This window comes from Bradyrhizobium sp. MI1.7 (genome assembly GCF_055811795.1).
Window position 1 is genome coordinate 335,586 of the sequence record NZ_JBVVPO010000001.1, and the last position, 22,134, is coordinate 357,719.

Consider the following 22,134-nt stretch of genomic DNA (forward strand, 5'->3'; position numbering starts at 1 on the left):
TCTCTTGCAGGGGCAAGGCCATGAATCTCTCAAAGTTCTTTATCGACCGTCCGATCTTCGCCGGCGTGCTGTCCGTGCTGATCTTCCTCGCAGGCCTGATCTCGCTGTTCGCGATGCCGATCTCCGAATATCCGGACGTGGTGCCGCCCTCGGTGCTGGTGCGCGCGACCTATCCCGGTGCCAACCCCAAGGTGATCGCCGAGACGGTGGCAACCCCGATCGAGGAGCAGATCAACGGCGTCGAAGGCATGCTCTACATGTCGAGCCAGGCGACCACCGACGGCGCCATGACGCTGACGGTAACGTTCCGGCTCGGCACCGACCCCGACAAGGCGACGCAGCTGGTGCAGAACCGCGTGCAGCAGGCCGAGCCGCGCCTGCCAGCCGTGGTGCGCCAGCTCGGCATCATCACCAAAAAGTCGTCGCCCGACCTCACCATGGTCGTGCATTTGCTGTCGCCCAACGGCCGCTACGACATGACGTATTTGCGCAACTACGCGGTGCTCAACGTCAAGGACCGCCTCGCGCGGATCGACGGCGTCGGCGACGTCCAGCTTTACGGCGCCGGCGACTATTCGATGCGGGTCTGGGTCGATCCGCAGAAGGCGGCCGAGCACGGCCTGACCGCAAGCGACATCGTCAAGTCGATCCAGGCACAGAACGTCGAAGCCGCCGCCGGCGTCGTCGGCTCGTCGCCGAACGTCAGGGGTATCGACCTGCAAATGTCCGTCAATGCGGAAGGACGGCTTGCGAACGAGGAGCAGTTCGGCGACATCGTGGTCAAGACCGGCACGCGCGGCGAAGTCGTGCGGCTGCGCGACGTCGCCCGCATCGAGCTTGGCGCCTCCGAATACGGCCTGCGCTCGCTGCTCGACAACAAGCAGGCCGTGGCGATCCCGATCTTCCAGGCGCCGGGCTCCAACGCGCTGGAGATTTCCGACCACGTCCGCGCCACCATGGCCGAGATCAAGAAGAACATGCCGGAGGGCGTGTCCTACCAGATCGTCTACGACCCCACCCAGTTCGTGCGCTCCTCGATCGAAGCTGTCATCCACACGCTGCTGGAAGCGATCGCACTGGTCGTGCTGGTGGTGATCCTGTTCCTGCAGACCTGGCGCGCTTCCATCATTCCACTGCTGGCAGTGCCGGTGTCCATCGTCGGCACCTTTGCGGTGATGCATCTGTTCGGCTTCTCCATCAACGCGCTCAGCCTGTTCGGCCTCGTGCTTGCGATCGGCATCGTCGTCGACGACGCCATCGTCGTGGTCGAGAACGTCGAGCGCAACATCGAGGGTGGCCTCTCGCCGCGCGACGCCACCTACCAGGCGATGCGCGAGGTCTCCGGCCCGATCATCGCGATCGCGATGGTGCTGATCGCGGTGTTCGTGCCGCTGGCCTTCATCTCCGGCCTCACCGGGCAGTTCTACAAGCAGTTCGCGCTGACCATCGCGATCTCGACCGTGATCTCGGCCGTCAACTCGCTGACGCTGTCGCCGGCCCTATCGGCCCTTCTGCTGAAGGGACACAACGAGCCGAAGGACAAGCTGACGATCATCATGGAAAAGGGCCTTGGCTGGTTCTTCCGCGGCTTCAACAAGGCCTTCACGCGCTCTTCGGACAATTACAGCGGCACCGTCACCAAGGTGATCTCGGGCAAGGCTGCGGTGATGGGCCTCTATGTGGTGCTGGTCGGCCTCACCGCCTTCCTGTTCCAGCAGGTGCCGAGTGGATTCGTGCCGGGCCAGGACAAGCAATATCTGGTCGGCTTCTCGCGGCTGCCCGACGGTGCAGCGCTCGACCGCACCGAAGAGGTCATCCGCAAGATGAGCGACATCGCGCTGACCCAGCCCGGTGTCGAGAGCTCGGTCGCGTTCCCGGGCCTGTCGATCGCCGGCTTCACCAACTCATCCAACGCCGGCATCGTGTTCTCGACGCTGAAACCGTTCGACGAGCGCAAGGGTCCGGCCCTGAGCGGGAACGCGATCGCGGCCGATCTCAACAAGAAATATTCCGGCATCCAGGAAGCCTTCATCGCCATGTTCCCGCCGCCGCCGGTCAACGGCCTCGGCACCATCGGCGGCTTCAAGCTGCAGATCGAGGACCGCGCCGGTCTCGGCTATGAAGCGCTGAACGAGGCGACCAAGGCGTTCATGGCGGCGATGCAGAAGGCGCCGGAGATCGCCGGCGTGTTCTCGAGCTTCCAGGTCAACGTGCCCCAGCTCTTCGCCGACATCGACCGCACCAAGGCGCTTCAGCTCGGCGTGCCCGTGACCGAAGTGTTCAACACCCTGCAGATCTACCTCGGTTCCTACTACGTCAACGACTTCAACAAGTTTGGTCGCACCTACTCCGTCTATGTCCAGGCCGACGCGCCGTTCCGGGCGCGTGCCGACGACATCAGGCAGTTGAAGGTGCGCTCGTCCTCGGGCGACATGGTGCCGCTGTCGGCGCTGCTCACGATTCGCCAGAGCGCCGGACCTGAGCGCGCGATCCGCTACAACGGCTTTTTGTCGTCCGACATCAACGCGGCCGCCGCGCCCGGCTTTTCATCGGGCCAGGCGCAGGAGGTCGCGACGCGGATCGCGGCGGAGACGTTGCCGCCGGGCTTTGCCTTCGAATGGACCGACCTGACCTATCAGGAGTTCATCGCCGGCAATTCCGGACTCTGGGTGTTTCCGCTGGCGATCCTGCTGGTGTTCCTGGTGCTGGCGGCGCTCTATGAGAGCCTGACCCTGCCGCTCTCGATCATCATGATCGTGCCGATGGGGCTGCTGGCTGCGATGTTCGGGGTCTGGATCTCGAAGGGCGACAACAACGTCTTCACCCAGATCGGGCTTATCGTTCTCGTCGGCCTCTCCGCCAAGAACGCGATCCTGATCGTCGAATTCGCGCGCGAGCTCGAATTCGCGGGACGCACGCCGATTCGGGCGGCGATCGAGGCGAGCCGCTTGCGGCTGCGCCCGATCCTGATGACGTCGATGGCGTTCATCATGGGCGTCTTGCCGCTGGTGCTCTCGACCGGCGCGGGCTCGGAGATGCGGCGCGCGATGGGCGTCGCGGTGTTCTCCGGCATGATCGGCGTCACCGTGTTCGGCCTGTTCCTGACGCCGGTGTTCTATGTGCTGCTCCGGACCGTCACCGGCAACAAGCCGCTGGTGCATCACAGCAGCGACACCAGCGCGGCGCCGGTCCAGGGTCTCAAGCACGAAGGCGCAGGCCACTAGATCAGGGAAATCCCTGAGAGCAGCAACAGAACGAGCACGGTCTTGCGAAAGACCGTCTCGTTGACCCGGTGAAAGGCGATCACGCCGAGCGCTGAGCCTGCGAACAGCGCCGGCAGGCTGATCGCGAGGTCGACGAACACCTTCGACGATAGATCCTGGTGTCCGACCAGCAGCGCGATCGCGAAGACCTGCATCGCGGCGATGAACGGCTGCACCAGGCCGCGCTGCTCGCTCTTGGGCATGCCGCGCATGTCGCACCAGATCGTGGGGATCGCGCCGGGCATCGCGGTCAGGCCGCCGACCAGCCCTCCCCCGAACCCGATCAGTGCGACCCAGGGCCGGCCGACGGCTTCGCCCGCCGTCACCAGCGTCGGCCGCAGCAGCATGTAGGCCGCATAGAGCGCGACGATGATACCGAAGCCGCGCCGGAGCAGATGCGTGTCCGTGCTCTGCAGCAGCGACACCGCGATGGGAACGCCGATCAATCCGCCGACGATCAGCAGCAGACTGCCCTCCCACCGGATGCTGCGCCGAAGCGCCCATAGATTGGTGGCCTGCACGCCGATGCTGCACGCCATCATCAGCGGCACGGCCTCCAGCGGCTGAAACACGCGGAGCAGAATCGCGCCCGCCACGGCCGAGAACGCGAAGCCCGAGAGCCCCGAGACGAAAGCGCCGGCGAACACGGCGACGCTCACGAGAAGGCTGGTCGTGATATCAGGCACGATGCGTTCTCCGGGTCAATCGTAGGGTGTCTGCGTCGCCGGGACATCGGCAGTCCCGGTGCAGAGCTCCGCATCGTGCGAATTCAGGAGAGGCCGAGCGACCGGCTGCGCGTGCGAACGCTCCAGCATTGCCAGCCCGACCAGTTGAAGCGTGACGAGCGCCGCCGTCAGCGCGGCTGCGACAATATTGACGTTACGCGCGTTCGAACGTGGTGCGGCCGGCCGCGCGCTCGCGCGGATCAACTCTGTTGGCATTTTCAAAAATATCCTCTTCATTGCAGACGGGAATCATTTCATTCAAACGCGACGTTCCGTGCGACTGCTCCAGCAAATGGCTGTAGCGCCGCAACACGCGCTTCGCGTCGATCTCGCGCTGCGCGCGGAATGCCGCGCCGATGCGCGCGACGATGTCGCGGAACTTGCCGGCCGGAGCTGGTGACGCCTTTCGCATGACAATCTCCTCTCAACTTGTGCGAGAGATTGATGAGGTTCACTTCCGCTTGCTGTGAGTTGCTTCACACGAAGATCGAACGCGTCGAGCAAGAAAACGCGTGAGTTCTCGTAGAAGAGAGCGCGGAGAATCGCGTCATTCGATCGAACGACCCGCGATAACTTTCTAATGATGCTGCTGTTTGAACCTATCGCGAGCCGGAGCGACTCGCCTGCGCCTTCGGAAAGCGCGTCAGTGCAGAACCGGATTGGAAAATCCAGCCGCGAGCTTCACGAGGTCCGCCTGTCGCGAGACGCCGGTCTTCGCGAACACCCGATGCAGATGCGTCTTCACCGTCGTCTCCGCGATGCCGAGCGCCACGGCCGTCTCCGGCACACCGCCGACCTCGACGATCGATTGCATGACCCTCAGCTCCGCAGGGGTCAGTTCGAACGCGCGGTCGATGAGGCCGGCACATGAGCGGCCGTCGAGTTCCGCCTTCCAGATGAACAGGGCGCCGACCGCCGACATGCGCTCCGCCGCGCCTTCACGCAACAACGACGGCAGCGCGATGACGTGCGCGACGTAGTAGGAGCCGTCATGCGACATCAGCGGAATCTTTCGCCCGCCGGCCGCCGCGACGGCAACCTCGCCTGCGTCACGGAAGATATCGCGCAGCGCCGAATTTGCCGCGGAAGATCGTGCCACCAGCCGGCCCGCGACAGACCGCAGGACATCATCGGCGGCGAGCAACATGTCCGCGGCAGGATTGCTGTGGACGATGTTGCAGGCCGTATCGAGCAGGATGACGCCGGCATTCAGCCGATCCACGACATCGGCGAGCGCGATCGCCCGCTGCTGCTTCCGCTCGATCGCCCGGTTGATCAGCAGCGCCCGGCTCGCATGCGGAATCAGGAATTGCATCCGCGCCCGCTGCTCGGCATCGAGCATCCCCTTGCCGGGAATCACGGTGATCAGCATCGGACACGGCGACTTCGACTGTTCCAGAACCACGCTGGCGACATCGACGCAGCCCTGGGGCCGCAGCCATTCCTGATAGAACCGCCCGCGGCGATATTCGTCGAAATTCACGAGATCGGGGATGTTACGAACCTCGCCATAGCGAGGCAGCCGTGCCAGCGGATCGTACTGGGCGTAGGTCTCGGCATAGAGCTGGATGTAGTGCGGATCGACACCGCAGTAATAATGCGTCGCGCCGGACTTGCTGACCGGATCCTTCGAAATCAGCCCGCAAGCCTGGCTGCCGATGAACGCATTGAGCTTGACGACAACATCGCTCCACAACTCAGGGTGGAGACCCGCGTCATATATATTCTCGATCAACTCGGACTGTTTGGGAGGTCGGGACATCAGAACAGCCAATGGTGACTTGGAGATCGCGAAATGCTCGTCATGCCCGGCGGCACAATTGAGTCTATCGTGGGAGCAAAAGGTTCAACCCCGGCCGCGATTGACCGATCAGTTGACGAGCGGATTGGAGAATCCGGCCGCGAGCTTGACGAGATCGGCCTGACGCGAAACGCCGGTCTTGGCGAACACCCGATGCAGATGCGTCTTCGCCGTGGTCTCTGCGATACCGAGCGCTGCCGCCGTTTCCGGGACGCCACCGACCTCGACGATCGACAGGAACACGCGCAGCTCGGCCGGCGTGAGGCCGAAGGTCCGTGCGATCAGCTCGCCATAGGACTGCCCGCCAAGCGACACCTTGCGCAGGAGCAGCGCACCGGCGGCATCGACCACCCGCTCGCTGCCATTTCGCAGCACGGACGACAGCGGCAGAATATGCGCGACATAACGCTCGCCGCTCGGCGAAAGCAGCGGGATCGCATGGCCCCGTGTGGCAAGCAGGGCAATTTCGCTGCGGGTCGCAAGTGCCTCGCGCAGCGTCTGATTGGCCTCCGCGCTGCTGGTTACGAGCTGCCCGGCAACGGACCGAACCACGTCGTCGGCGGCAAACAAGGCGTGGCCGGCCGAATTCGCATGCACCACCCGGCAGAAGGCATCGAGCAGGAAGATGCCGGACGCCAGATTGTCCAGAACATCCACCAGCGCCGTCGCCAGTGTCAGTTGCGAGGTGATGGCGCGGTTGATCAGCAGCGCGCGGCTGGCGTGCGGTACGATCAGCGAGAGCCGACGCTTCATCGCCGGGTCCACCATGTGCCGGCCCGACAGCACCGTCATCATCACCGGGCAGCTCGCATGCGATGTCTCGAGCACGACGTTGGCCGCGTCGCTGCAACCCTGCGGCTGCATCCACTCCTGGTAAAAGCGCCCTTTCCGGTATTCATCGAAATTGACGAGATCGGGGATGCTGACGATCTCGCCATGCGGCGGCAGCACCGTCAGCGGGTCGAACTTCGAATAAGTCTCTGAATAGAGCCGGATATAGTGCGGGTCGGCCCCGCAATAATAATGAGTGACGCCGAATTTGCTGATCGAATCCTTGGAAAACAGCCCGCAGGCCTGCCCGCCGACGAAATCGCGGACGCCGGCGACGACGTGGTTCCACAGCGAGGGATCGAGCCCCGCGTCATAGATGGACTCGACCAGTTCGGGCAGCTTCGGTGGTCGATGCATGGCTATAAATGGCCTGAGTGATCAATATCACCAAGAATACCATAACCACGGCATGCGACGTCCTCCGATCGGAGGAGGCGCCGGCCGGGCGGATGGGGCCCGGCCGGCGGGCATCGCATTCGAGCCGCCAGGGCTGATGCCGGCTCAGAACGCGACGCGAACGCCACCCTTCGCTGTGCCGGTGCGGCTCCGGTCGGACATCATCATGCCCTCGACCGCGCCGAACACGGACACGTTGCGGCTGGCGCGGTAGTCGAAGCCGAAGCCGGCCACCGCAGCATTGTTGAGCACTTGGCGCCGCGACCGGTTGTCGGCGTTGCCGCCCAGGAGGGTGAAGTCGGAACGGTCATGCCTGGTCCCAGCCGACCTTCTCGACATTTTCTGACCAGACCGCGGCGCGATAGACCTCTCGCCCACCCGCATCCCTGACGCGGATCCAGGCGTCGCGATCACGCAGATCGTCACGCCAGACGAACAGATGTCTCGCCATCTCGTCGGCCACGACGAACGTGGCCTTGGCCTGCTCGAAGACCATGCCGCCCGGATCGATCTTCACGACATTGTCGACCAGGAGATCAAAGAAGAAGCGGCGCATTCACAACTCCAACTGCCGGCGCCGTCCGAAACACAGCGTCATCGTTCTACTCCGCGCGCTTAGAAGACGTAGTCGGCCGAACGCGCGCGCTGCGATAGGCACCCGCCTGGTCGCACGAACCGCGCACCGCGCGGTCACAGCGCTTCGCCGCTCCTGACGCCGCTGGGCGTCGCGCCATAGGCCCGCCGGAAACAACGATTGAAATAAGAGAGATCGCCGAAGCCCACGTCGTAGGCGATCGAGCTCACCGGCCGCCCGGCGAAGTCAGGCTCGCGCAGCATGCGATGGGCGCGTTTGAGGCGCTGCCCGGTCAGGAAGGACGAGAACGTCTTGCCGTCGGCTTCGAACAGCCGCTGAAGGTAACGTGTGGTCACGCCGAATTCCTGCGCCACGGTCGCGACCGAAAGGTCCTGATGCCAGCAATTGTTGACGATGAAGGACTTCACCTTCCGCAGCCGCGCGGCCCGGACGCCTCTGCGCCCGGCCAGCTCGTGAACCTCATCCGTCGCGCCGAGAACACGCGCCATCAGATCATGGAGATGTGCAACAGCGAGCTGGCGCAATGCGGGCACCGCGAACGCGCGCTCGCGCACCAGAGACGTCGCGTAGTCGACCAGCAGGCGAAGTCCGGTGGCGCGCTCCGGAATGATTCGCATCACGGTGTCGTCGATGTCCACGATCATGGGCGCCAGCACCCGCCGCGGCACGCGCAGCGACAGACAATTTCCAAGCGAGAGGCGTTCGTAGATCGTCGCGTCCTCCGCGCTCGTCAGAACCGCGTCACCGGGATGAAGCCTCAGATCTCGTCCTCGCGCAGATACTTCGACGATGCCGGATCGGTTGATCATCAGGCCAAGGCTGTCGTTGCCGTCGACGACCAATTGCTTGGTACGGATGACCCGCGCTCCGACCAGCCCGCCGATCACCAGCTGGACGTCCGGCAAGCCATGGGATGTGAGGCTCGCGGCGAACGGTTTTTCGTCCGTCGGCTCGACCTCCGCCTTGAGCACGCCGCGGCAATAGAATTCGCGCAGCAGCGACACACGCTCGTCTTCGGGAATGTGGTCCGTCGAAACATTGAGAATGGAAAATTCGACCTTGCCGCTCACCGCAATTTCTCCAACCGACAGGCAGGCTCGCTCACGCGCTGTCGTCTCCCGCACCCGCGTCCGGTGCCGGCGCGCATTGTTCCGTGGCGCACGCTGCCCTTCTCATTCAAGTGGCGCCATATACGAAAGTATCAAATGACGCGCGTCGTACGTTCGGAGGACCTGACGATCCTGCTCATCACAATGGATTGAGATTGCATCGCCGCGCGGCTCGCGCCGTCAAATGAATCACATGGTGTCGTCGTCGCGGCTCGTTCGCTGTACAAACGGCGCGGTGAAGCCGGCCGCGATCTTCACGAGGTCGGCCTGCCTGCCGGCACCGGTCTTCTCGAACAGGCGACCGAGATGCGTCTTCACCGTGGTCTCGGCAATGCCGAGCTTTGCCGCGATATCGGGAACGCCGCCGACCTCGACGATGGCCATCAGCACGCGCAATTCGGACCGCGTCAGCCTGAAGGCCGCAGCAATGGCGTCGGGCACGAGCGATGGCACCATCGCGGCCTTCTGTACGAGGAGCACCGTGGCCGCGACGTCTCGCGGCAGGCTGCGCTCCCGCTTCAATGGAAGGACTTGGACGAGATAGTGCTGACCGTCCGCCGACGTCGCGAGCCCGATGCGGCGGCGACCGGCCGGGTGAGTTTCACCATCTGCGGCAACTTCGAACAGGCCGCGGAATATTTTGTCGGCCTGGGTGTTACGGACCACGATCCGGTCGCCGACCATCGCGAGCAGGTTTGCATCGACGAACAGCTGCCGGCACGCCGCGTTGGCGTGGACGACCCGGCCATCCGCATCGAGCAGGCAGATCGCCGTGCTCAGGCCGTCGAGCACATCGGCAAGATCGTCCACGGTGTGCGAGCGCGCCCTGATCTGCCGGCCCATGATCCTGGAACGCTGGATGTGGGGTGCGAGCAGCCGCATGCGTTCGCGCATCGCCTCGTCGACGGTTCCGCGGGATCGGTGGCGCAACACCTGCAACACCGTGGTACGCGCGTCCGATCTCTCGAGCGCGACGGTCGCGAGGTCGATCGCGCCCTGCGGCTCGACCCACTCGCGATAGAAGCTCGTCGCCACGAAGTCCGCGTGCGGCATGATATCGGTCACGCCGATGGCGTGCCCGGCCGCAAAAGCAAGATGACGATCGAGCAGAGGATCCTGCTCGACATATCTGTCGCGGTAGAGCTGGCGGAAGCGGGATTCGGTGCCAAAATGCTGGTGAATCTCGATCGAGAGCCTTGCCGCATCGCGGGACAGGATGGTCGCGGCACACCCGCCGACGAAATGGGAAACCTGTTCCAGCGCGCCGCTGCGCAGCGCAGGATCGACCGCCGCATCGTAGATCTCGCCGACGAGAGACGAGAACCGGTTTGCCTGGAGGATCGTCATCGGAAGGACGATGCGATCGGCGTGCGGCCCCGGTGACGAAGGGAGCTTGCGCATTGGACATTGGCAGAGCCGACGGAGCGGTCGATCGTCGCCTTCGGCGTGGAAAAAGCAGTGCAGCGAGATGCTAAAATATCGAACATCGTCCTTGCGTAACGTCAACCGCAGGGTGCGGCTTGGACGTTTTCGCCAAAGACTAGGATAAAAGCGAACAGCGCGCGGGCTGTGTGCTGTGGGTCACGCGCCCTCGCGCTGCTTGCTCGATCGCGCGCGCTGTGCGCGGCACAGCGCTTTACTTCCGGTTCTCCTCGCAGAACTTCAGCGCGGCCAGCGCCTCGCCGGCGCGCGGGATCTGCATCTCGATGCTGTCCTCGTCATCGTCCTCGAAATCGAGCGAGAGACGCCTGGCCTTCGACAGCCGGTCCATGATCGACTGGTCGTATTCGAAGATGCCGCGCACGGTGGTCTTGTCCATGACCTCCCACTTCGCCTTCTTCATGATGTCGGCGTCATCGGTGCCGACGTCGGCCCGGAGGATCTCGCCGACCTTGTCCCACTCCCAACCGTCATAGATCATCACGATCACGATGGCCTTCTCGGAATAGGTGATCACGATGACGTAGTTGCGGTTCTCGTCTTCCTTGTCCTTGTAGCCGCGGCTCGCATTGCAATGCGTGTCCTGCGCGCGCTTCTCGATGGTCCAGTCGCCGACCTTGGATTGCTGCGCGAGCGCCGGCCCTGCGCTCGATACGGCTGCGCCCAAGGCGCCCGCGCTCAGCAAAGCGGCAAGAAGGAATCGTCTCATGTCAGCCTCCAGCGTTCCCCACGCGGAGATGACCACCTCAGCCTGCGGCCCGCAAGGGCTCGAGGAGGCTGATCCCGGCCAATGCTGAACGTCGCCGGCCTTACACCCGCCTGGGGATGATGGCGATCGGGGTGAAGGTGTAAACCTCCTCGCCGTTCTGGTTGAACATGGTCCATTTCACCAGCGCGATACCCTGCGGCTTCGACTTCGACGGCGTCAGGCTCATGACCTCGCCGACCAGATGCAGGCGGTCATTGGGCCGTACCGGGATGGTCCAGCGCAGGCCATCGACGCCCGCGCCGATCAGCGGATGCGGGCCGAACGGGCGGGCCTGGATCGCGAGGTTCATGGCGATCGCGGCGGTGTGCCATCCTGATGCGGCCAGGCCGTTGAACAAGGTCTGCTTGGCGGCCTCGTGGTCGAGATGCATCGGCTGCGGATCGAACTCGGCTGCAAAGCGCTTGATGTCGGCTTCGGTGACTTGCACCTCGGGGGATTTGAACCGCATTCCGATGGTGAGATCGTCGAACCACTCGACCTGCGCCATGATTTTGCCTCGCAATATGACTTGCCGCCCGCCCGAAAGGCCCGGCTGAAGGACTGAGCAGCGCGGGATGTAGCGGGTCTGCGGTGCACAAGCCAGCCCCGGGTTCCCCGCGAAACCCGTTTCCCAAAACGACGAAACACGCCTGAAACAGATGGCCGGTTATCTGGTTGTCAAAATCATACAGGGACGGCGACCATGCAATTCTTCCTCGACCTCATCTTGGATTATGCCTGCTGCCAAAATCTCGTCTCCCAGCCGCTGCGGGAGGATGAGCTATGATCGAGCTGATCTCAGCCGTGCTCGCGCTTTGCAGCGTCGCTGTCTTCGCGGCGCATGCTTTGGATGCCTACCGCACCACGCACTCCTGATCTGCACGCCCTCCGGCCGCTAGAACGGGCGCCGGTAAAAGTGCTCCGAGTGCGTGGCCGGCGGAAACCGGTTGGCGAGCGCGATTGCCGCGTTCTCGTCGGTCTCGAGCGCGACCTTCTGCGCCAGCATCACGTCGCCGGGCACGAGAAAGCCTGACGGGACGAAGCACCATCCCATCGCCGCACGCCCCTCATCGTCGATCTCATGGACATTGGCGGCCGTGCCGTAGTGGATGCGGTACCTTTTGCCGGTATCGCAGCCGATGACATCGAAATACCGATGCTGCTCGAATTGCGCGCGCTGCGCCGGCGACAGCCATTCGGCCAAAAGCCGGCGGCCGCGGGCATCCGGCGTGTTCTCGCCGAAGAAGCGCCGATAGAGCTCGCGCAGCGCATGCAGACGCGCACGCGCCGGCGCACGGAGCCAAATTGCCGCGATCATGAGCAGCTCAGATCAACCGCCGACCAGGCGGGGATAGAACAGCGTTTCGTGCGCGGTCGGATCGAATGACTTGATGCGGGTAACTTCACCGGGTCCGGTACGATAGGCGGCGGTGAAGCCAGCTCCGGTCAGCTCACGAAAGCGCCGTTCGGCTCGCGCCAGCGCTTCGGCATTGTCAGGATCAAACTCGTGGCGCGTGTCGCCCGTCTGGTCCATCACGATCTGGGTAGCCATATTGAGTCTCCTCATGCCAGCCCTGCCCCCGATCAAAGCAAACCTCGTGCCGTCAGTTCCTCAACGCAAGAACTTTCTCGTGCGCGGCCGAGCCTTCATGCGGCCTCAACGCAACGCGGCCGCCCCTCCTCCCTCGTCGATCTGCCGTCCCATCAGGGCGATTGCCTTCTGATAGACGCCGGCAGCATTCCAAGCCTCGATAGCGGCAAAATTCGGTTCGCCCGGCTGGTAACCGGCTCCTGCGCGCCAGCCATGAGCTTTCAGGAAATTCGCCGTCGAGTTCAGCGCATTGGCGGCAACCTCGAGATTGCCGGTGCCATAGGCCAGGATGTTCTTGGGCATGAACTGGGTCTGGCCGACCTCGCCGTGCATGGAGCCGCGGGTCGCCCCCGACAGCGTGCCGCGGTCGATCAGCTTGAGGGCGGCATAGAGCTGGTCGGTAAAAAATTCGGGACGGCGGCAGTCATAGGCAAGGGTCGCGATCGACGACAGCATGTTCTGGTTGCCGCGCTGGCTGCCGAACCCGGTCTCCATGCCCCAGATCGCGATCAGCGGCCCGGGCGGGACGCCGTAGCGCTGCTGGATCGAGGCGAACAAGGCGGCCTGCGACTGCTTGAGCTGCCGCCCCTTGGCCACGATGGTGGTGGCGCCGCGCTTGGCGAGGAACTGGTCGAGCGTCAGCGAAAAACTGCGCTGGCCGCGGTCGGCCGCAATCGTGGCACCGGCGTAATTGGTCTGCATCAGCGCCGAGAGCGCGGTCTGGCCGACTCCCTTGCCCTGCGCCTCCGCGCCGAACTCGCGCTTCCAGGCCTCAAAGCCCGCCGGCGAGCTGCCGCATGTGGCGGCGTGGGCCATGGATATCAGGGACATGGGCGCCAGCGAGAGAAGCAGCGCTGCAGCGCCGATCATGGCCGTCGCAACGGTCCTGCCCTTGGTCATTCCCTGGTCCTCTCACATAAACGTGCGCGACCGGCTCGCGCCGGCCCATGATCCTACGTCGGCCCTGATCGCTCAAGCCCCATCCGGCGCAACCTGTGCCTTGACACCGGGGCAGCCGCCTACCCTTCGCCGTCGCGGCCGAGCAGGAAATCCACTATGATGCCCTGGTGCTGCTCGTACATGTCCGTACCGGTCCCGGTCACGCAGCCGACCCTGCGGGCGGCAGCGACGAAGGGCGAGACTTCGGGTTGTGTGATGACGCAGCCGCAATAGGCCGTCGGCGCGAGCCGCGCGACATCGACCGGCAGCGGATCGCCCTCCTTCATCCCGGCGGGTGTCGCATTGGCGACGAAATCGAAGCCCGCGGGATCCCTGGTGCCGACCCGCACAGGCGTTCTGCCGAGCCCGTTGAGCCGGCCGATCAGTGCGTCGCGGCGCTCGGTCGCGCTGTCGTGAATCGCGAGATCGCTCACGCCGGCCTCGACCAGCGCAAGCGCGATCGCCGATCCTGCGCCGCCGGCGCCGACCAGCAGTGCCCGCATGCCCCGGGGATCGATCCCCTTCGCCCGCGCCGCACCGACGAAGCCGAGGCCGTCCACCATGTCGCCATGCCATGAACCGTCCGCGCGCCGGCGCATCAGGTTCGCGGTGCGCAGGAAATGTGCGCGCTCGGTCGCACTGGCGCAGGCCTGATAGCAGGCAAATTTGTGCGGGATGGTCACGACGATGCCGTCGAGGTTCTTCAGCCGCGTTGCCACCGAGAGGAAATCCGGCAAATCCGCTGGCGCGACCTGAACCGGCACGAGAATGCCGTCATGGCCGCGCGCAGCGAAGGCGGCCGTCACGCCTGCCGGCGAGCGCACCTGCGCGATGGGATCGCCGACAATGACGTAGAGCCGCGTCGCGCCTGATAGACCCGGGATCATGCCGGTGAAGCCGGACCCTGAGAGCCGCCCGCCTCGGTCCCCTCAGTCAATTCCAGGCCATCCAGATTGCCTTCCTTGCGCCATTTGTCGAGCAGCCGCAGGAACGCCACCGGCCCGCGCCAGTACTGGCTGTTTCGTGCCGCGATCGGATCGAACACGCCCTCGTTGTTGTAGTAGCCCGGCGTGCACTCGGCCAGATAGGTCTGGCGGCCGAGCGCGGCCTTGACGACCTCCTCGACCCAGGCGTCCTCGGCGGCGAGCGTCGGCTCCAGCGTCCGCGCCTTGCGCTTGCGCGCCTCCGCGATCACATAGGCGATGTGCTGCGACTGCTCGTCGATGATGTGCGGAAAATTGGCGCTCTGACCGGCCTGCACCGTGACGATCAGGAAGCAATTCGGGAAGCCACGGCTGTAGAAGCCATGCAGCGTCTTGACGCCATCGCGCCATCGCTCGGACAGGCTCACGCCGTCACGGCCGTAAACCTCGAAGCCCATGCGGCGGGCGTAATCGGTGCCGACCTCGAAGCCGCTGGCATAGATCAGGCAGTCGAGCTCATAGGCCTTGCCGTCAACCACGACGGCGTTCTCGGTGATCCGCTCGACGCCCTGCCCTTTGGTGTCGACCAGATGCACGTTGGGACGATTGAAAGTGTCGAGATATTCGTCGTGGAAGCATGGGCGTTTGCAGAACGCCTTGTACCAGGGCTTGAGCGCCGCCGCGGCGGCTTCGTCCTTCACGACGGTATCGACGCGCGCGCGGATCTCTTCCATCTTGCGGTAGTCGGCCTGCTCGATGACCTTCAGCGCCTCTTCGAGCGAGGTCACCGGCTGCGGCTGGCGGCGCGGCGCCAGCAGGATCTCGCCAAGCAGGCCGGTCCAACCGTCCTGCACCAGATCCCGTTCGAACGGCTCGCCGGAGATGACCGCAGTGAAATTGTCCATGCGCTCGCGCTGCCAGCCGGGCTCGAGGCTCTGCGCCCAGCTTGCGTCCGTCGGACGGTCGTCGCGCACGCCGATCGCCGATGGCGTGCGCTGGAAGACATAGAGCTCTTTCGCCGATCGGCCGAGATGCGGCACGCATTGCACGGCGGTCGCGCCGGTCCCGATGATGCCGACGCGCTTGTCGGCCAGACCGGTGAGACCGCCTTCAGCCGTGCCGCCGGTGTAGCCATAGTCCCAGCGGCTGGTGTGGAAGCTGTGGCCCTTGAAGGTCTCGATGCCGGGAATACCCGGCAGCTTCGGACGGCTCAGCGGGCCCCCGGCGAGAATGACGAAGCGTGCGCGGATGCGATCGCCACGATCGGTCTCGACCAGCCAGCAACCCTCCTGCTCCTGCCATTCCATCCGCGAGATGATCGTCTGAAACAGCGCGCGCTCGTAGAGGCCGAAGTGACGGCCGATGCGGCGGGAATGCTCGTAGATCTCGGGCGCGCGCGCATATTTGCGCACCGGCATGTAGCCGGTCTCTTCCAGCAGCGGCAGATAGATGTAGCTCTCGGTATCGCAGGCCGCACCGGGATAACGATTCCAGTACCAGGTGCCGCCGAAATCGGCGGCCTTTTCCACGATACGAAAATCCTCGATGCCGGCCTCGCGCAGGCGCGCGCCGCAGAGCAGACCGCCGAAGCCGCCGCCGACTATGAGAACTTCGGTCTGTTCGCTGACAGCTGCGCGCGCAAATCCGGGATCGGCCCAGGGATCGTCGAGATAGCGGCCGAAATCGCCTGCGACCTCGACATATTGCGCCTTGCCCTCGGCGCGCAAACGCCGGTCGCGCTCGTCGCGATAGCGCGCGCGGAGTGCGGAAATATCGACCGTAGATTCGCCGGCTGCACCGGTCTTGTGTCTTTCCGCTGACATCGATTTCCTCCACGGCGGACGCTGCTTCGGATCAGTTAGCCCCGAAAAAGTGACGCATGCAATCGCGTCCATCGCTTTTTGCGTGAACGTCCCGTGACGTTCCGCTAACCTCACGCGCAAATCACAACATATGCCACGCAACGACGTGGCCGCGGAGGAGACCATGCAGGGATTGATGATGGATATGCCGCTCCTGATCAGCGGCCTGATCCAGTATGCCGCGGACTATCACGGCGAAGCCGAGATCGTCGCGCGCGAGATCGAGGGCGACATCCATCGCTACACCTACGCCGACGCCCATCCACGCATCAAGCGCATGGCGCTGGCTCTGAAGCGGCTCGGCATGAAGCAAGGCGACCGCGTCGGCACCCTGGCCTGGAATACGCACCGGCATTTCGAGATGTTCTATGCCGCGCCCGGCATGGGCTATGTGCTGCACACCATCAATCCGCGGCTGTTCCCCGAGCAGCTCGTCTACATCATCAACCACGCCGAGGACCGGCTGCTGTTCATCGACCGCGCCACGCTGCCGCTGGTCGAGGCGATCGCGCCGCAACTGAAGACGATCGAGGCCTATGTCGTGATGTCCTCGCGCGAGCGAATGCCGGAGACCAAGCTTGCGAACGTGCATTGCTATGAAGATCTCCTCGCCAGGGAGAACGACGCCGGCTTCGCCTGGCCGGAGTTCGACGAAAAATCCGCCTCCACCATCTGCTACACGTCGGGCACGACGGGCAACCCCAAGGGCGTGATCTATTCGCACCGCGCCGCCATCCTGCAGACCATGACTTGCTGCAATTTCGACTTCCTGCCGGGACATCTCGAAGGCGTACGCGAAGTCATGATGCCGATGGCGCCGCTCTTCCACGGCAACGGCTGGAACATGCCATTCACCGCGCCTTACACGGGATCAAAGCTGGTGCTGCCCGGCCGCAACTATGAGCCCGACAAGCTCTATGAGCTGCTCGAAGGCGAGAAGGTGACGCTCTCCGCCGGCGTGCCGAGCTTCTGGCTGATCCTGCTCGACTGGCTAGGGCGCACCGGCAATAAATTCTCGACGCTGCGCGCGACACTGTCGTCCGGCTCGGCGCCGCCGCGTGCGATGGTCGAGAAGCTCAAGCTCGACTATGACATCGACTACGTCCAGGCCTGGGGCATGACCGAGGCCCTGGGCTGCTCGATGCCGGGCTTGCGGCCCGGCTCCGAGCATCTCGGCGACAAGGAGAAATTCGACCGGCGCCAGGTGTCGGGCCGCGCCTGCTTCGGCACAGCCTTGCGCATCGTCGACGACGGCGGCAACGAGCTGCCGCGCGACGGCAAGACCGTCGGCCATCTGCGCGCGCGTGGACCGTGGGTCGCCTCGGGCTATATGAAGCTCGACGAAGGCCTCGACCGTGATGGCTGGCTGATCACCGGCGACATGGCGGTGATCGACAGCCAAGGCCACGTCACGCTGACCGATCGCTCCAAGGACGTGATCAAGTCCGGTGGCGAATGGATCTCCTCGATCCAGCTCGAGGACGTCGCCTTGTCCCACCCCGATGTGCTGCAAGCCGCCGTGGTCGCGATCAACCATGAAAAATGGCAGGAGCGTCCGCTGCTCCTCGTCGTCCGCAAGAAGGGCGCGACCGTGGACGGCAAGGCCCTGCTCGACCACATGCGCCCGAAGATCGCGAGCTGGTGGATGCCGGATGCGGTCGAATTCCTGGACGAATTTCCGATGACCGGCACCGGCAAGGTGCTCAAATCCGCGCTGCGCGAGAAGTTCAGGGAATACCGCGTCGCCTGAAGTACGCGCACCCTGCGTGCGCGGTCTTCATCTTTTGGTAGATTCGACGGCGATATATCGAGGTGTCGCTAACTCCAGGGATCGAGGACAGCATGGCGTTTTCCGGATTGGGCCTGCATCTCGGCAATCTGTCGCGCCTGTCGAATGCGCAGACGCGCTCGATCAGCCCCGAGAATTTCACCGGCGAGAAGGGCAAGGGCGGCATGTCCGTCGACGGCCCCGCCGCACGCCAGGCCCGCGATCTCGGCCAGGGCTGGAAGGTCTCGCCCTATGTCGTGATCGGGCCCGGCGCGACCTTTACGCTCGGCGACATCCAGGGCCAGGGCGCGATCCAGCAGATCTGGATGACGCTGGCGCGCGGGCGGCTCCGTCACTCGATCCTGCGCATCTACTGGGACGACCAGGCGCAACCGAGCGTCGAGTGCCCGGCCGGCGATTTCTTCGCCTGCGGATGGGAGGAGTTCGCACAGGTGTCCTCGCTCGTGGTCTGCGTCAATCCCGGCCGCGCCTTCAACTGCTACTGGGAGATGCCGTTCCGCAAGCGCGCGCGCTTCACGCTGGAGAACCGCAGCGAGGAGCAGCTCACCGTCTACTACCAGATCAACTACACGCTGACTGAGGTGCCCGAGGACTGCGCCTATTTCCATGCGCAATTCCGGCGTACCAACCCGCTGCCGTACAAGGAGGTCTACACCATCCTCGATGGCGTCAGCGGTGCGGGCCATTATGTCGGCACTTATATGGCCTGGGGCGTCAACAACAACGGCTGGTGGGGCGAAGGCGAGATCAAGTTCTTCATCGACGGCGACGGTGCATTCCCCACCATCTGCGGCACCGGCACCGAAGATTATTTCTGCGGCGCCTATAATTTCGATCCCTATGTCGCGCATGCCGGCCAGGGTCCGGCGCAACAATCCCGCTACCAGGAATTCACCACGCCCTATGCCGGCCTGCCGCAGGTGATCCGTCCCGATGGTGCCTACAAATCGCAGCAACGCTTCGGCCTGTACCGCTGGCACATCCCCGATCCCGTGCGCTTCCGCTCCGATCTGCGCGTGACGATCCAGGCGCTGGGCTGGCTGCCGGGCGTCAAGGAGGCGAAGTATCTTCCATTGCAGGACGACATCGCCTCGGTCGCGTTCTGGTACCAGACGCTGCCGACCCCGCCCTTCCCGACATTGCCCGGCCCGGATTATCTCGAAATCGGCTAGCCGCCCTTCCCTGGGCTCACAGCATTTGCGCCGCCCGGACGTCGTGAAGATCGTCCGGGCGGCGCCTTCGTGTTCGGCGCCGGCTACCAGGAATACTGGAGCCCCACCCGTCCAAGGGCGCGCACGTCGCTCCACGACTGCGCCGGAAGCGCCACGCCAAACTCCGTCGCGGTCCGGTTGGACGTGGACGTCAAGCTGCCGCGATCGAGACCGAACGCGATGCCCATGGTCAGTGACAGGTTTCCCTGGATCCTGATCATTCCGACCACACCGGCGGCATGCTGCCCGTCGAAGACGGCCCAGTGCGTCGAGATCGCATAGTTGGTCCCGTCGGGCAGGAACGGATTGACGAGCGAAGTCGCCATGGCCGTTCCCGTCGCTGCACGGGTAATCTGGCGTGCGAGATCGAACTGGCTCTGCACCGTCTGCCCCGCGTTCACGCAGGTGTCAGTACCCGGTATGTAGAAGAAGTTGGCACCGTAGACCGAGCAGATCTTTTCGTACTCGACCGCAGCATGGCCGGGCGTCGGGATCGCCAGAACCAGAGCGGCAGTCGCAAGGATAGCGCGCAGGTGACGTCGGAAGACGTCTCGTGCCGCGTTGATTTGCTTCCACATGTTTGTCTCCAATCAGTGACGTTGACGCGGCTCAGTAACGAGCAACGATGGCATCGCCGTTGAAGCGGTAGTTCACGCCGAGCTTCACGAGGTGCAGGTCATGGTCGACGTTTTGGGTACTGATCCGTGTGCTCAGCGCGATCGCGGCCGGACCGAAGTACAGATAGTCGTACTCCAGCCGCGCCGAGAGATTGCTCGTCAGCGCGTATTCAAGGCCGACGCCGCCGGTCAAGCCGGTCCGCTGGTGGTTCACGTCGAGCGGAGCAACCGTGCCGACATAGGCCTGGTAGGCGACATTTGCCCAGGCAACGCCGCCTTTGGCGTAAGCCAGTACGTTATCAAACGCGTAGCCGATGCGACCGGTGCCCGTCGCCATCGCCTGGTACGACACTGAAAGCCCGGACAAGATGGGGTTCGCGGGATCGAACGGACGATTGCCCTTGATCGACGCCCAGGAAAGATCGAGCTCGGCACCGACCACGATGTTGTCGAACTGCCAGTTGGCGCCAACCTGCGCACCTGCGAGCGCGCCCTTTGTGTCCATCGTGAAGCGATCTTGCGCGAATGCGAAGCTCGGGTCGACGAGCCGGCTGCTGCCCATGCCATAACCGCCATGAGCACCAATGTAGAAGCCGTTCCAGAGCGGCACCGGAGCGACGACCGGAGCCTTCACGGTCATGTCGGCCGCGTTCGCGGATGCGGCGGTGAGCGGCATGGCCGCGAGAAGCGGCGTGACGGCAGCAACGCAGGAGAGGAAGCGGCGCGCCGATCGCGAGAGAGAGATTGTCATGGGATGGTCTTTCAAATGTCAGAATGAATTTTAGGAGCGAGCGTCGCGTGCATCACCAGGCGTACATGAACCCCGCGCGGCCGAGGCCACGGACGTCACTCCACGATTGCGCCGGGATCGCCGTGCCGAATTCCGTCTGCGTGCGGTTGGTGAGGGACGTGAGGCTTCCCTTGTCGAGGCCGAGCGAGAAGCCGCCCGAGAACACGAAATTGCCGGAGACCCGCACCAAGCCCGAGAAGCCCGCGGCGTGCTGGCCGTCATAGGTCGCCCAGTGGGTCGAGACCGCGTAATTGGTGCCGGTCGGAAGCCACGGCGCGACGAGCGACGCGGCCATCGCGGTGCCGGTCGAAGCGCGGGTCTGCGCACGCGCGAGATCGAACTGGTTCGTCGCGATCTGGTTGGCGTTGGTGCAGGTGTCGGTGCCCGGAATGTAGAAGAAGCCGGCGCCGTACAAGGAGCAGACCTTGACGTACTCGACTGGAGCGGCGGCGTGGCTTGGTGCGGCGATCATGGCGCCGAGGCCGGCGGTGACGACTGCGGCGATCTTGGACATGGTGGACATGATGTTGTCTCCGAGGATTTCTGTTGAATGTTGTTTCGACGTGCCGGGGAATTAACGCGGGAGGCCGCCGTCGCCGTTGAAACGGACGTTGATGCCGGCCTTCACCACCTGGACGAAATGCTTGATCTCGGAGGTCGTGTCCTGGCTCACCCAATGCAGCGTTTCGGTGGGGAGAAAGATCGCGTTGTATTCGACCTTGGCGGAGACGTTGCGCAGGAAGGCCACTTCCAGGCCGACGCCGCCGACGGCACCGAACAGCTCGCGGTTGTAGTTGGTGATCTCCGGGGTGAACCGCGACGAAAGCTCCATGCGGGCATAGGCGGCACCGCCCTTGGCATAGGCGAGCCATTGGCCCGATGCGTAGCCGACACGGCCCGTCGCGGTCGCGAGGGCGGTGTAGCCGACCCCGTTGGTGGTGCTCGACGTGAGAAGGGGCGACGTGCTGGTGTTGCCCTTCACGAAGGACCAGGAGCCGTCGACCTCGGCACCAAGGACATAGTTGCCCAGCTGCCAATTGTAGCCGAGCTGCCCGCCCGCGAGCGGTCCGTTGTAGTAGGCAAAGAACGGATTGTTGGCGGGGCTGTTGAGGGGATCGCGAAACTCCGACTTCCCCCATCCCCAGCCGCCATGGACACCGGCGTAGAATCCAGACCAGGAGACGACGGGTGCAGGCAGCGGACCGCCGGCGAAAGCAGGTGAAGTGATAATCGCGCTCACCGCTGCAACGGCGGCGGCGAGTCTGATGCGGTGAGTGACGGAGCGTTCTGATTGCGTGTGCATGTCGATGTCCATTTCCTCTTTCGAATTCAAGAGTGTGTTTCTTATATTTATCTATTTTAGATTGTGCCTTGAGATGCAACGTTTGGATCAAGCCCTTGCTTGCTTTTGAACGAACGAAACCGGCGACCGCGCAGCTTGCGGATCGACGGGACGAACTATCGGTTGTTGGAAGAACCCGCGCGCAGTCTAGGACAATGCGCT

22 protein-coding genes are annotated in these 22,134 nt (G+C 64.1%); 3 read left to right on the forward strand and 19 right to left on the reverse strand.

The genetic code is table 11. From position 1 onward, the window contains the following. The first annotated feature begins 20 nt into the window (after window positions 1-20). A complete protein-coding gene (locus AC0L3X_RS01625) occupies window positions 21-3,224 on the forward strand; it encodes an efflux RND transporter permease subunit (protein ID WP_063983901.1) in 3,204 nt (1,067 codons plus the stop codon). On the opposite strand, the gene AC0L3X_RS01630 is transcribed toward AC0L3X_RS01625, so the two are convergent. From AC0L3X_RS01630 to AC0L3X_RS01700, 15 genes are all read right to left on the reverse strand, one after another. Further along, window positions 3,221-3,949 (reverse strand): sulfite exporter TauE/SafE family protein, encoded by a 729-nt coding sequence (locus tag AC0L3X_RS01630; protein WP_063983902.1) that lies wholly within the window; start codon window positions 3,947-3,949, stop codon window positions 3,221-3,223. The genes AC0L3X_RS01625 and AC0L3X_RS01630 overlap by 4 nt on opposite strands. A gap of 193 nt (window positions 3,950-4,142) precedes the next feature. Further along, on the reverse strand, window positions 4,143-4,400 hold the full coding sequence (locus AC0L3X_RS01635; RefSeq protein ID WP_063983903.1) for a hypothetical protein: 258 nt from the start codon (window positions 4,398-4,400) through the stop codon (window positions 4,143-4,145). Window positions 4,401-4,631: 231 nt separating this feature from the next. Further along, window positions 4,632-5,750, reverse strand: coding sequence for a helix-turn-helix transcriptional regulator (locus AC0L3X_RS01640; RefSeq protein WP_063983904.1), 1,119 nt, complete (start codon window positions 5,748-5,750; stop codon window positions 4,632-4,634). A gap of 108 nt (window positions 5,751-5,858) precedes the next feature. Continuing rightward, window positions 5,859-6,977 (reverse strand): helix-turn-helix transcriptional regulator, encoded by a 1,119-nt coding sequence (locus tag AC0L3X_RS01645; RefSeq protein WP_063983905.1) that lies wholly within the window; start codon window positions 6,975-6,977, stop codon window positions 5,859-5,861. Between the two features lie 144 nt (window positions 6,978-7,121). Then, entirely contained in the window at window positions 7,122-7,355 is a 234-nt protein-coding gene (locus AC0L3X_RS01650; RefSeq protein ID WP_187388101.1) for a hypothetical protein, read from the reverse strand. Beyond that, window positions 7,324-7,572: a DUF6894 family protein gene (locus AC0L3X_RS01655; protein ID WP_063983906.1), complete on the reverse strand. Its 249-nt coding sequence runs from the start codon at window positions 7,570-7,572 to the stop codon at window positions 7,324-7,326. Before AC0L3X_RS01655 ends, AC0L3X_RS01650 begins: the two co-directional genes overlap by 32 nt. A gap of 134 nt (window positions 7,573-7,706) precedes the next feature. After that, window positions 7,707-8,681, reverse strand: coding sequence for a helix-turn-helix transcriptional regulator (locus AC0L3X_RS01660; RefSeq protein WP_063983907.1), 975 nt, complete (start codon window positions 8,679-8,681; stop codon window positions 7,707-7,709). Between the two features lie 228 nt (window positions 8,682-8,909). Then, on the reverse strand, window positions 8,910-10,067 hold the full coding sequence (locus AC0L3X_RS01665) for a helix-turn-helix transcriptional regulator (RefSeq protein ID WP_063986443.1): 1,158 nt from the start codon (window positions 10,065-10,067) through the stop codon (window positions 8,910-8,912). Window positions 10,068-10,356: 289 nt separating this feature from the next. Further along, window positions 10,357-10,869 (reverse strand): hypothetical protein, encoded by a 513-nt coding sequence (locus AC0L3X_RS01670; RefSeq protein WP_063983908.1) that lies wholly within the window; start codon window positions 10,867-10,869, stop codon window positions 10,357-10,359. 100 nt (window positions 10,870-10,969) lie between these two features. Then, window positions 10,970-11,416 carry a MaoC family dehydratase gene (locus AC0L3X_RS01675; protein WP_014496047.1) on the reverse strand — a complete coding sequence of 149 codons (447 nt, stop codon included), beginning with the start codon at window positions 11,414-11,416 and terminating at the stop codon, window positions 10,970-10,972. Window positions 11,417-11,803: 387 nt separating this feature from the next. Beyond that, a complete protein-coding gene (locus AC0L3X_RS01680) occupies window positions 11,804-12,226 on the reverse strand; it encodes a hypothetical protein (RefSeq protein WP_063983909.1) in 423 nt (140 codons plus the stop codon). A gap of 12 nt (window positions 12,227-12,238) precedes the next feature. Then, the gene (locus AC0L3X_RS01685) at window positions 12,239-12,460 is read right to left on the reverse strand and encodes a hypothetical protein (RefSeq protein ID WP_028146622.1); all 222 of its coding nucleotides are present in this window, start codon (window positions 12,458-12,460) and stop codon (window positions 12,239-12,241) included. A 105-nt stretch (window positions 12,461-12,565) separates the two neighbouring features. Next, on the reverse strand, window positions 12,566-13,399 hold the full coding sequence (locus tag AC0L3X_RS01690) for a lytic murein transglycosylase (RefSeq protein ID WP_063983910.1): 834 nt from the start codon (window positions 13,397-13,399) through the stop codon (window positions 12,566-12,568). A 119-nt stretch (window positions 13,400-13,518) separates the two neighbouring features. Beyond that, on the reverse strand, window positions 13,519-14,325 hold the full coding sequence (locus AC0L3X_RS01695) for a shikimate dehydrogenase family protein (protein ID WP_231144598.1): 807 nt from the start codon (window positions 14,323-14,325) through the stop codon (window positions 13,519-13,521). Next, a complete protein-coding gene (locus tag AC0L3X_RS01700; protein WP_063983912.1) occupies window positions 14,322-16,184 on the reverse strand; it encodes a flavin-containing monooxygenase in 1,863 nt (620 codons plus the stop codon). Before AC0L3X_RS01700 ends, AC0L3X_RS01695 begins: the two co-directional genes overlap by 4 nt. Window positions 16,185-16,347: 163 nt before the next feature. Here AC0L3X_RS01700 and AC0L3X_RS01705 point away from each other — a divergent pair, with 163 nt between their 5' ends. Together AC0L3X_RS01705 and AC0L3X_RS01710 are read left to right on the forward strand one after the other, a co-directional pair. Continuing rightward, window positions 16,348-17,973, forward strand: coding sequence for a long-chain fatty acid--CoA ligase (locus AC0L3X_RS01705; RefSeq protein WP_063986444.1), 1,626 nt, complete (start codon window positions 16,348-16,350; stop codon window positions 17,971-17,973). 92 nt (window positions 17,974-18,065) lie between these two features. Then, window positions 18,066-19,184 (forward strand): glycoside hydrolase family 172 protein, encoded by a 1,119-nt coding sequence (locus tag AC0L3X_RS01710; protein WP_354131178.1) that lies wholly within the window; start codon window positions 18,066-18,068, stop codon window positions 19,182-19,184. An 83-nt stretch (window positions 19,185-19,267) separates the two neighbouring features. Here AC0L3X_RS01710 and AC0L3X_RS01715 read toward each other — a convergent pair whose 3' ends face one another. The 4 genes from AC0L3X_RS01715 to AC0L3X_RS01730 form a co-directional block, all read right to left on the reverse strand. Next, window positions 19,268-19,801, reverse strand: a complete 534-nt coding sequence (locus tag AC0L3X_RS01715; RefSeq protein WP_063983914.1) for a porin — start codon at window positions 19,799-19,801, stop codon at window positions 19,268-19,270. Window positions 19,802-19,832: 31 nt separating this feature from the next. Further along, a complete protein-coding gene (locus AC0L3X_RS01720; RefSeq protein ID WP_206779636.1) occupies window positions 19,833-20,516 on the reverse strand; it encodes an outer membrane protein in 684 nt (227 codons plus the stop codon). Between the two features lie 127 nt (window positions 20,517-20,643). Beyond that, window positions 20,644-21,153 (reverse strand): porin, encoded by a 510-nt coding sequence (locus AC0L3X_RS01725; protein ID WP_063983916.1) that lies wholly within the window; start codon window positions 21,151-21,153, stop codon window positions 20,644-20,646. A gap of 51 nt (window positions 21,154-21,204) precedes the next feature. Then, on the reverse strand, window positions 21,205-21,933 hold the full coding sequence (locus AC0L3X_RS01730; protein ID WP_187387734.1) for an outer membrane protein: 729 nt from the start codon (window positions 21,931-21,933) through the stop codon (window positions 21,205-21,207). Between the last annotated feature and the right edge of the window lie 201 nt (window positions 21,934-22,134).

What these genes read in the sequence shown, in the direction of transcription:
- AC0L3X_RS01625 (WP_063983901.1), top strand. Translation starts at nt 21, where the DNA reads ATGAATCTCTCAAAGTTCTTTATCGACCGTCCGATCTTCGCCGGCGTG.
- AC0L3X_RS01635 (WP_063983903.1), bottom strand. Translation starts at nt 4,400, where the DNA reads ATGCGAAAGGCGTCACCAGCTCCGGCCGGCAAGTTCCGCGACATCGTC.
- AC0L3X_RS01640 (WP_063983904.1), bottom strand. Translation starts at nt 5,750, where the DNA reads ATGTCCCGACCTCCCAAACAGTCCGAGTTGATCGAGAATATATATGAC.
- AC0L3X_RS01645 (WP_063983905.1), bottom strand. Translation starts at nt 6,977, where the DNA reads ATGCATCGACCACCGAAGCTGCCCGAACTGGTCGAGTCCATCTATGAC.
- AC0L3X_RS01650 (WP_187388101.1), bottom strand. Translation starts at nt 7,355, where the DNA reads ATGTCGAGAAGGTCGGCTGGGACCAGGCATGACCGTTCCGACTTCACC.
- AC0L3X_RS01655 (WP_063983906.1), bottom strand. Translation starts at nt 7,572, where the DNA reads ATGCGCCGCTTCTTCTTTGATCTCCTGGTCGACAATGTCGTGAAGATC.
- AC0L3X_RS01665 (WP_063986443.1), bottom strand. Translation starts at nt 10,067, where the DNA reads ATGACGATCCTCCAGGCAAACCGGTTCTCGTCTCTCGTCGGCGAGATC.
- AC0L3X_RS01670 (WP_063983908.1), bottom strand. Translation starts at nt 10,869, where the DNA reads ATGAGACGATTCCTTCTTGCCGCTTTGCTGAGCGCGGGCGCCTTGGGC.
- AC0L3X_RS01675 (WP_014496047.1), bottom strand. Translation starts at nt 11,416, where the DNA reads ATGGCGCAGGTCGAGTGGTTCGACGATCTCACCATCGGAATGCGGTTC.
- AC0L3X_RS01680 (WP_063983909.1), bottom strand. Translation starts at nt 12,226, where the DNA reads ATGATCGCGGCAATTTGGCTCCGTGCGCCGGCGCGTGCGCGTCTGCAT.
- AC0L3X_RS01685 (WP_028146622.1), bottom strand. Translation starts at nt 12,460, where the DNA reads ATGGCTACCCAGATCGTGATGGACCAGACGGGCGACACGCGCCACGAG.
- AC0L3X_RS01690 (WP_063983910.1), bottom strand. Translation starts at nt 13,399, where the DNA reads ATGACCAAGGGCAGGACCGTTGCGACGGCCATGATCGGCGCTGCAGCG.
- AC0L3X_RS01695 (WP_231144598.1), bottom strand. Translation starts at nt 14,325, where the DNA reads ATGATCCCGGGTCTATCAGGCGCGACGCGGCTCTACGTCATTGTCGGC.
- AC0L3X_RS01700 (WP_063983912.1), bottom strand. Translation starts at nt 16,184, where the DNA reads ATGTCAGCGGAAAGACACAAGACCGGTGCAGCCGGCGAATCTACGGTC.
- AC0L3X_RS01705 (WP_063986444.1), top strand. Translation starts at nt 16,348, where the DNA reads ATGCAGGGATTGATGATGGATATGCCGCTCCTGATCAGCGGCCTGATC.
- AC0L3X_RS01710 (WP_354131178.1), top strand. Translation starts at nt 18,066, where the DNA reads ATGGCGTTTTCCGGATTGGGCCTGCATCTCGGCAATCTGTCGCGCCTG.
- AC0L3X_RS01715 (WP_063983914.1), bottom strand. Translation starts at nt 19,801, where the DNA reads ATGTGGAAGCAAATCAACGCGGCACGAGACGTCTTCCGACGTCACCTG.
- AC0L3X_RS01720 (WP_206779636.1), bottom strand. Translation starts at nt 20,516, where the DNA reads ATGCCGCTCACCGCCGCATCCGCGAACGCGGCCGACATGACCGTGAAG.
- AC0L3X_RS01725 (WP_063983916.1), bottom strand. Translation starts at nt 21,153, where the DNA reads ATGTCCACCATGTCCAAGATCGCCGCAGTCGTCACCGCCGGCCTCGGC.
- AC0L3X_RS01730 (WP_187387734.1), bottom strand. Translation starts at nt 21,933, where the DNA reads ATGCACACGCAATCAGAACGCTCCGTCACTCACCGCATCAGACTCGCC.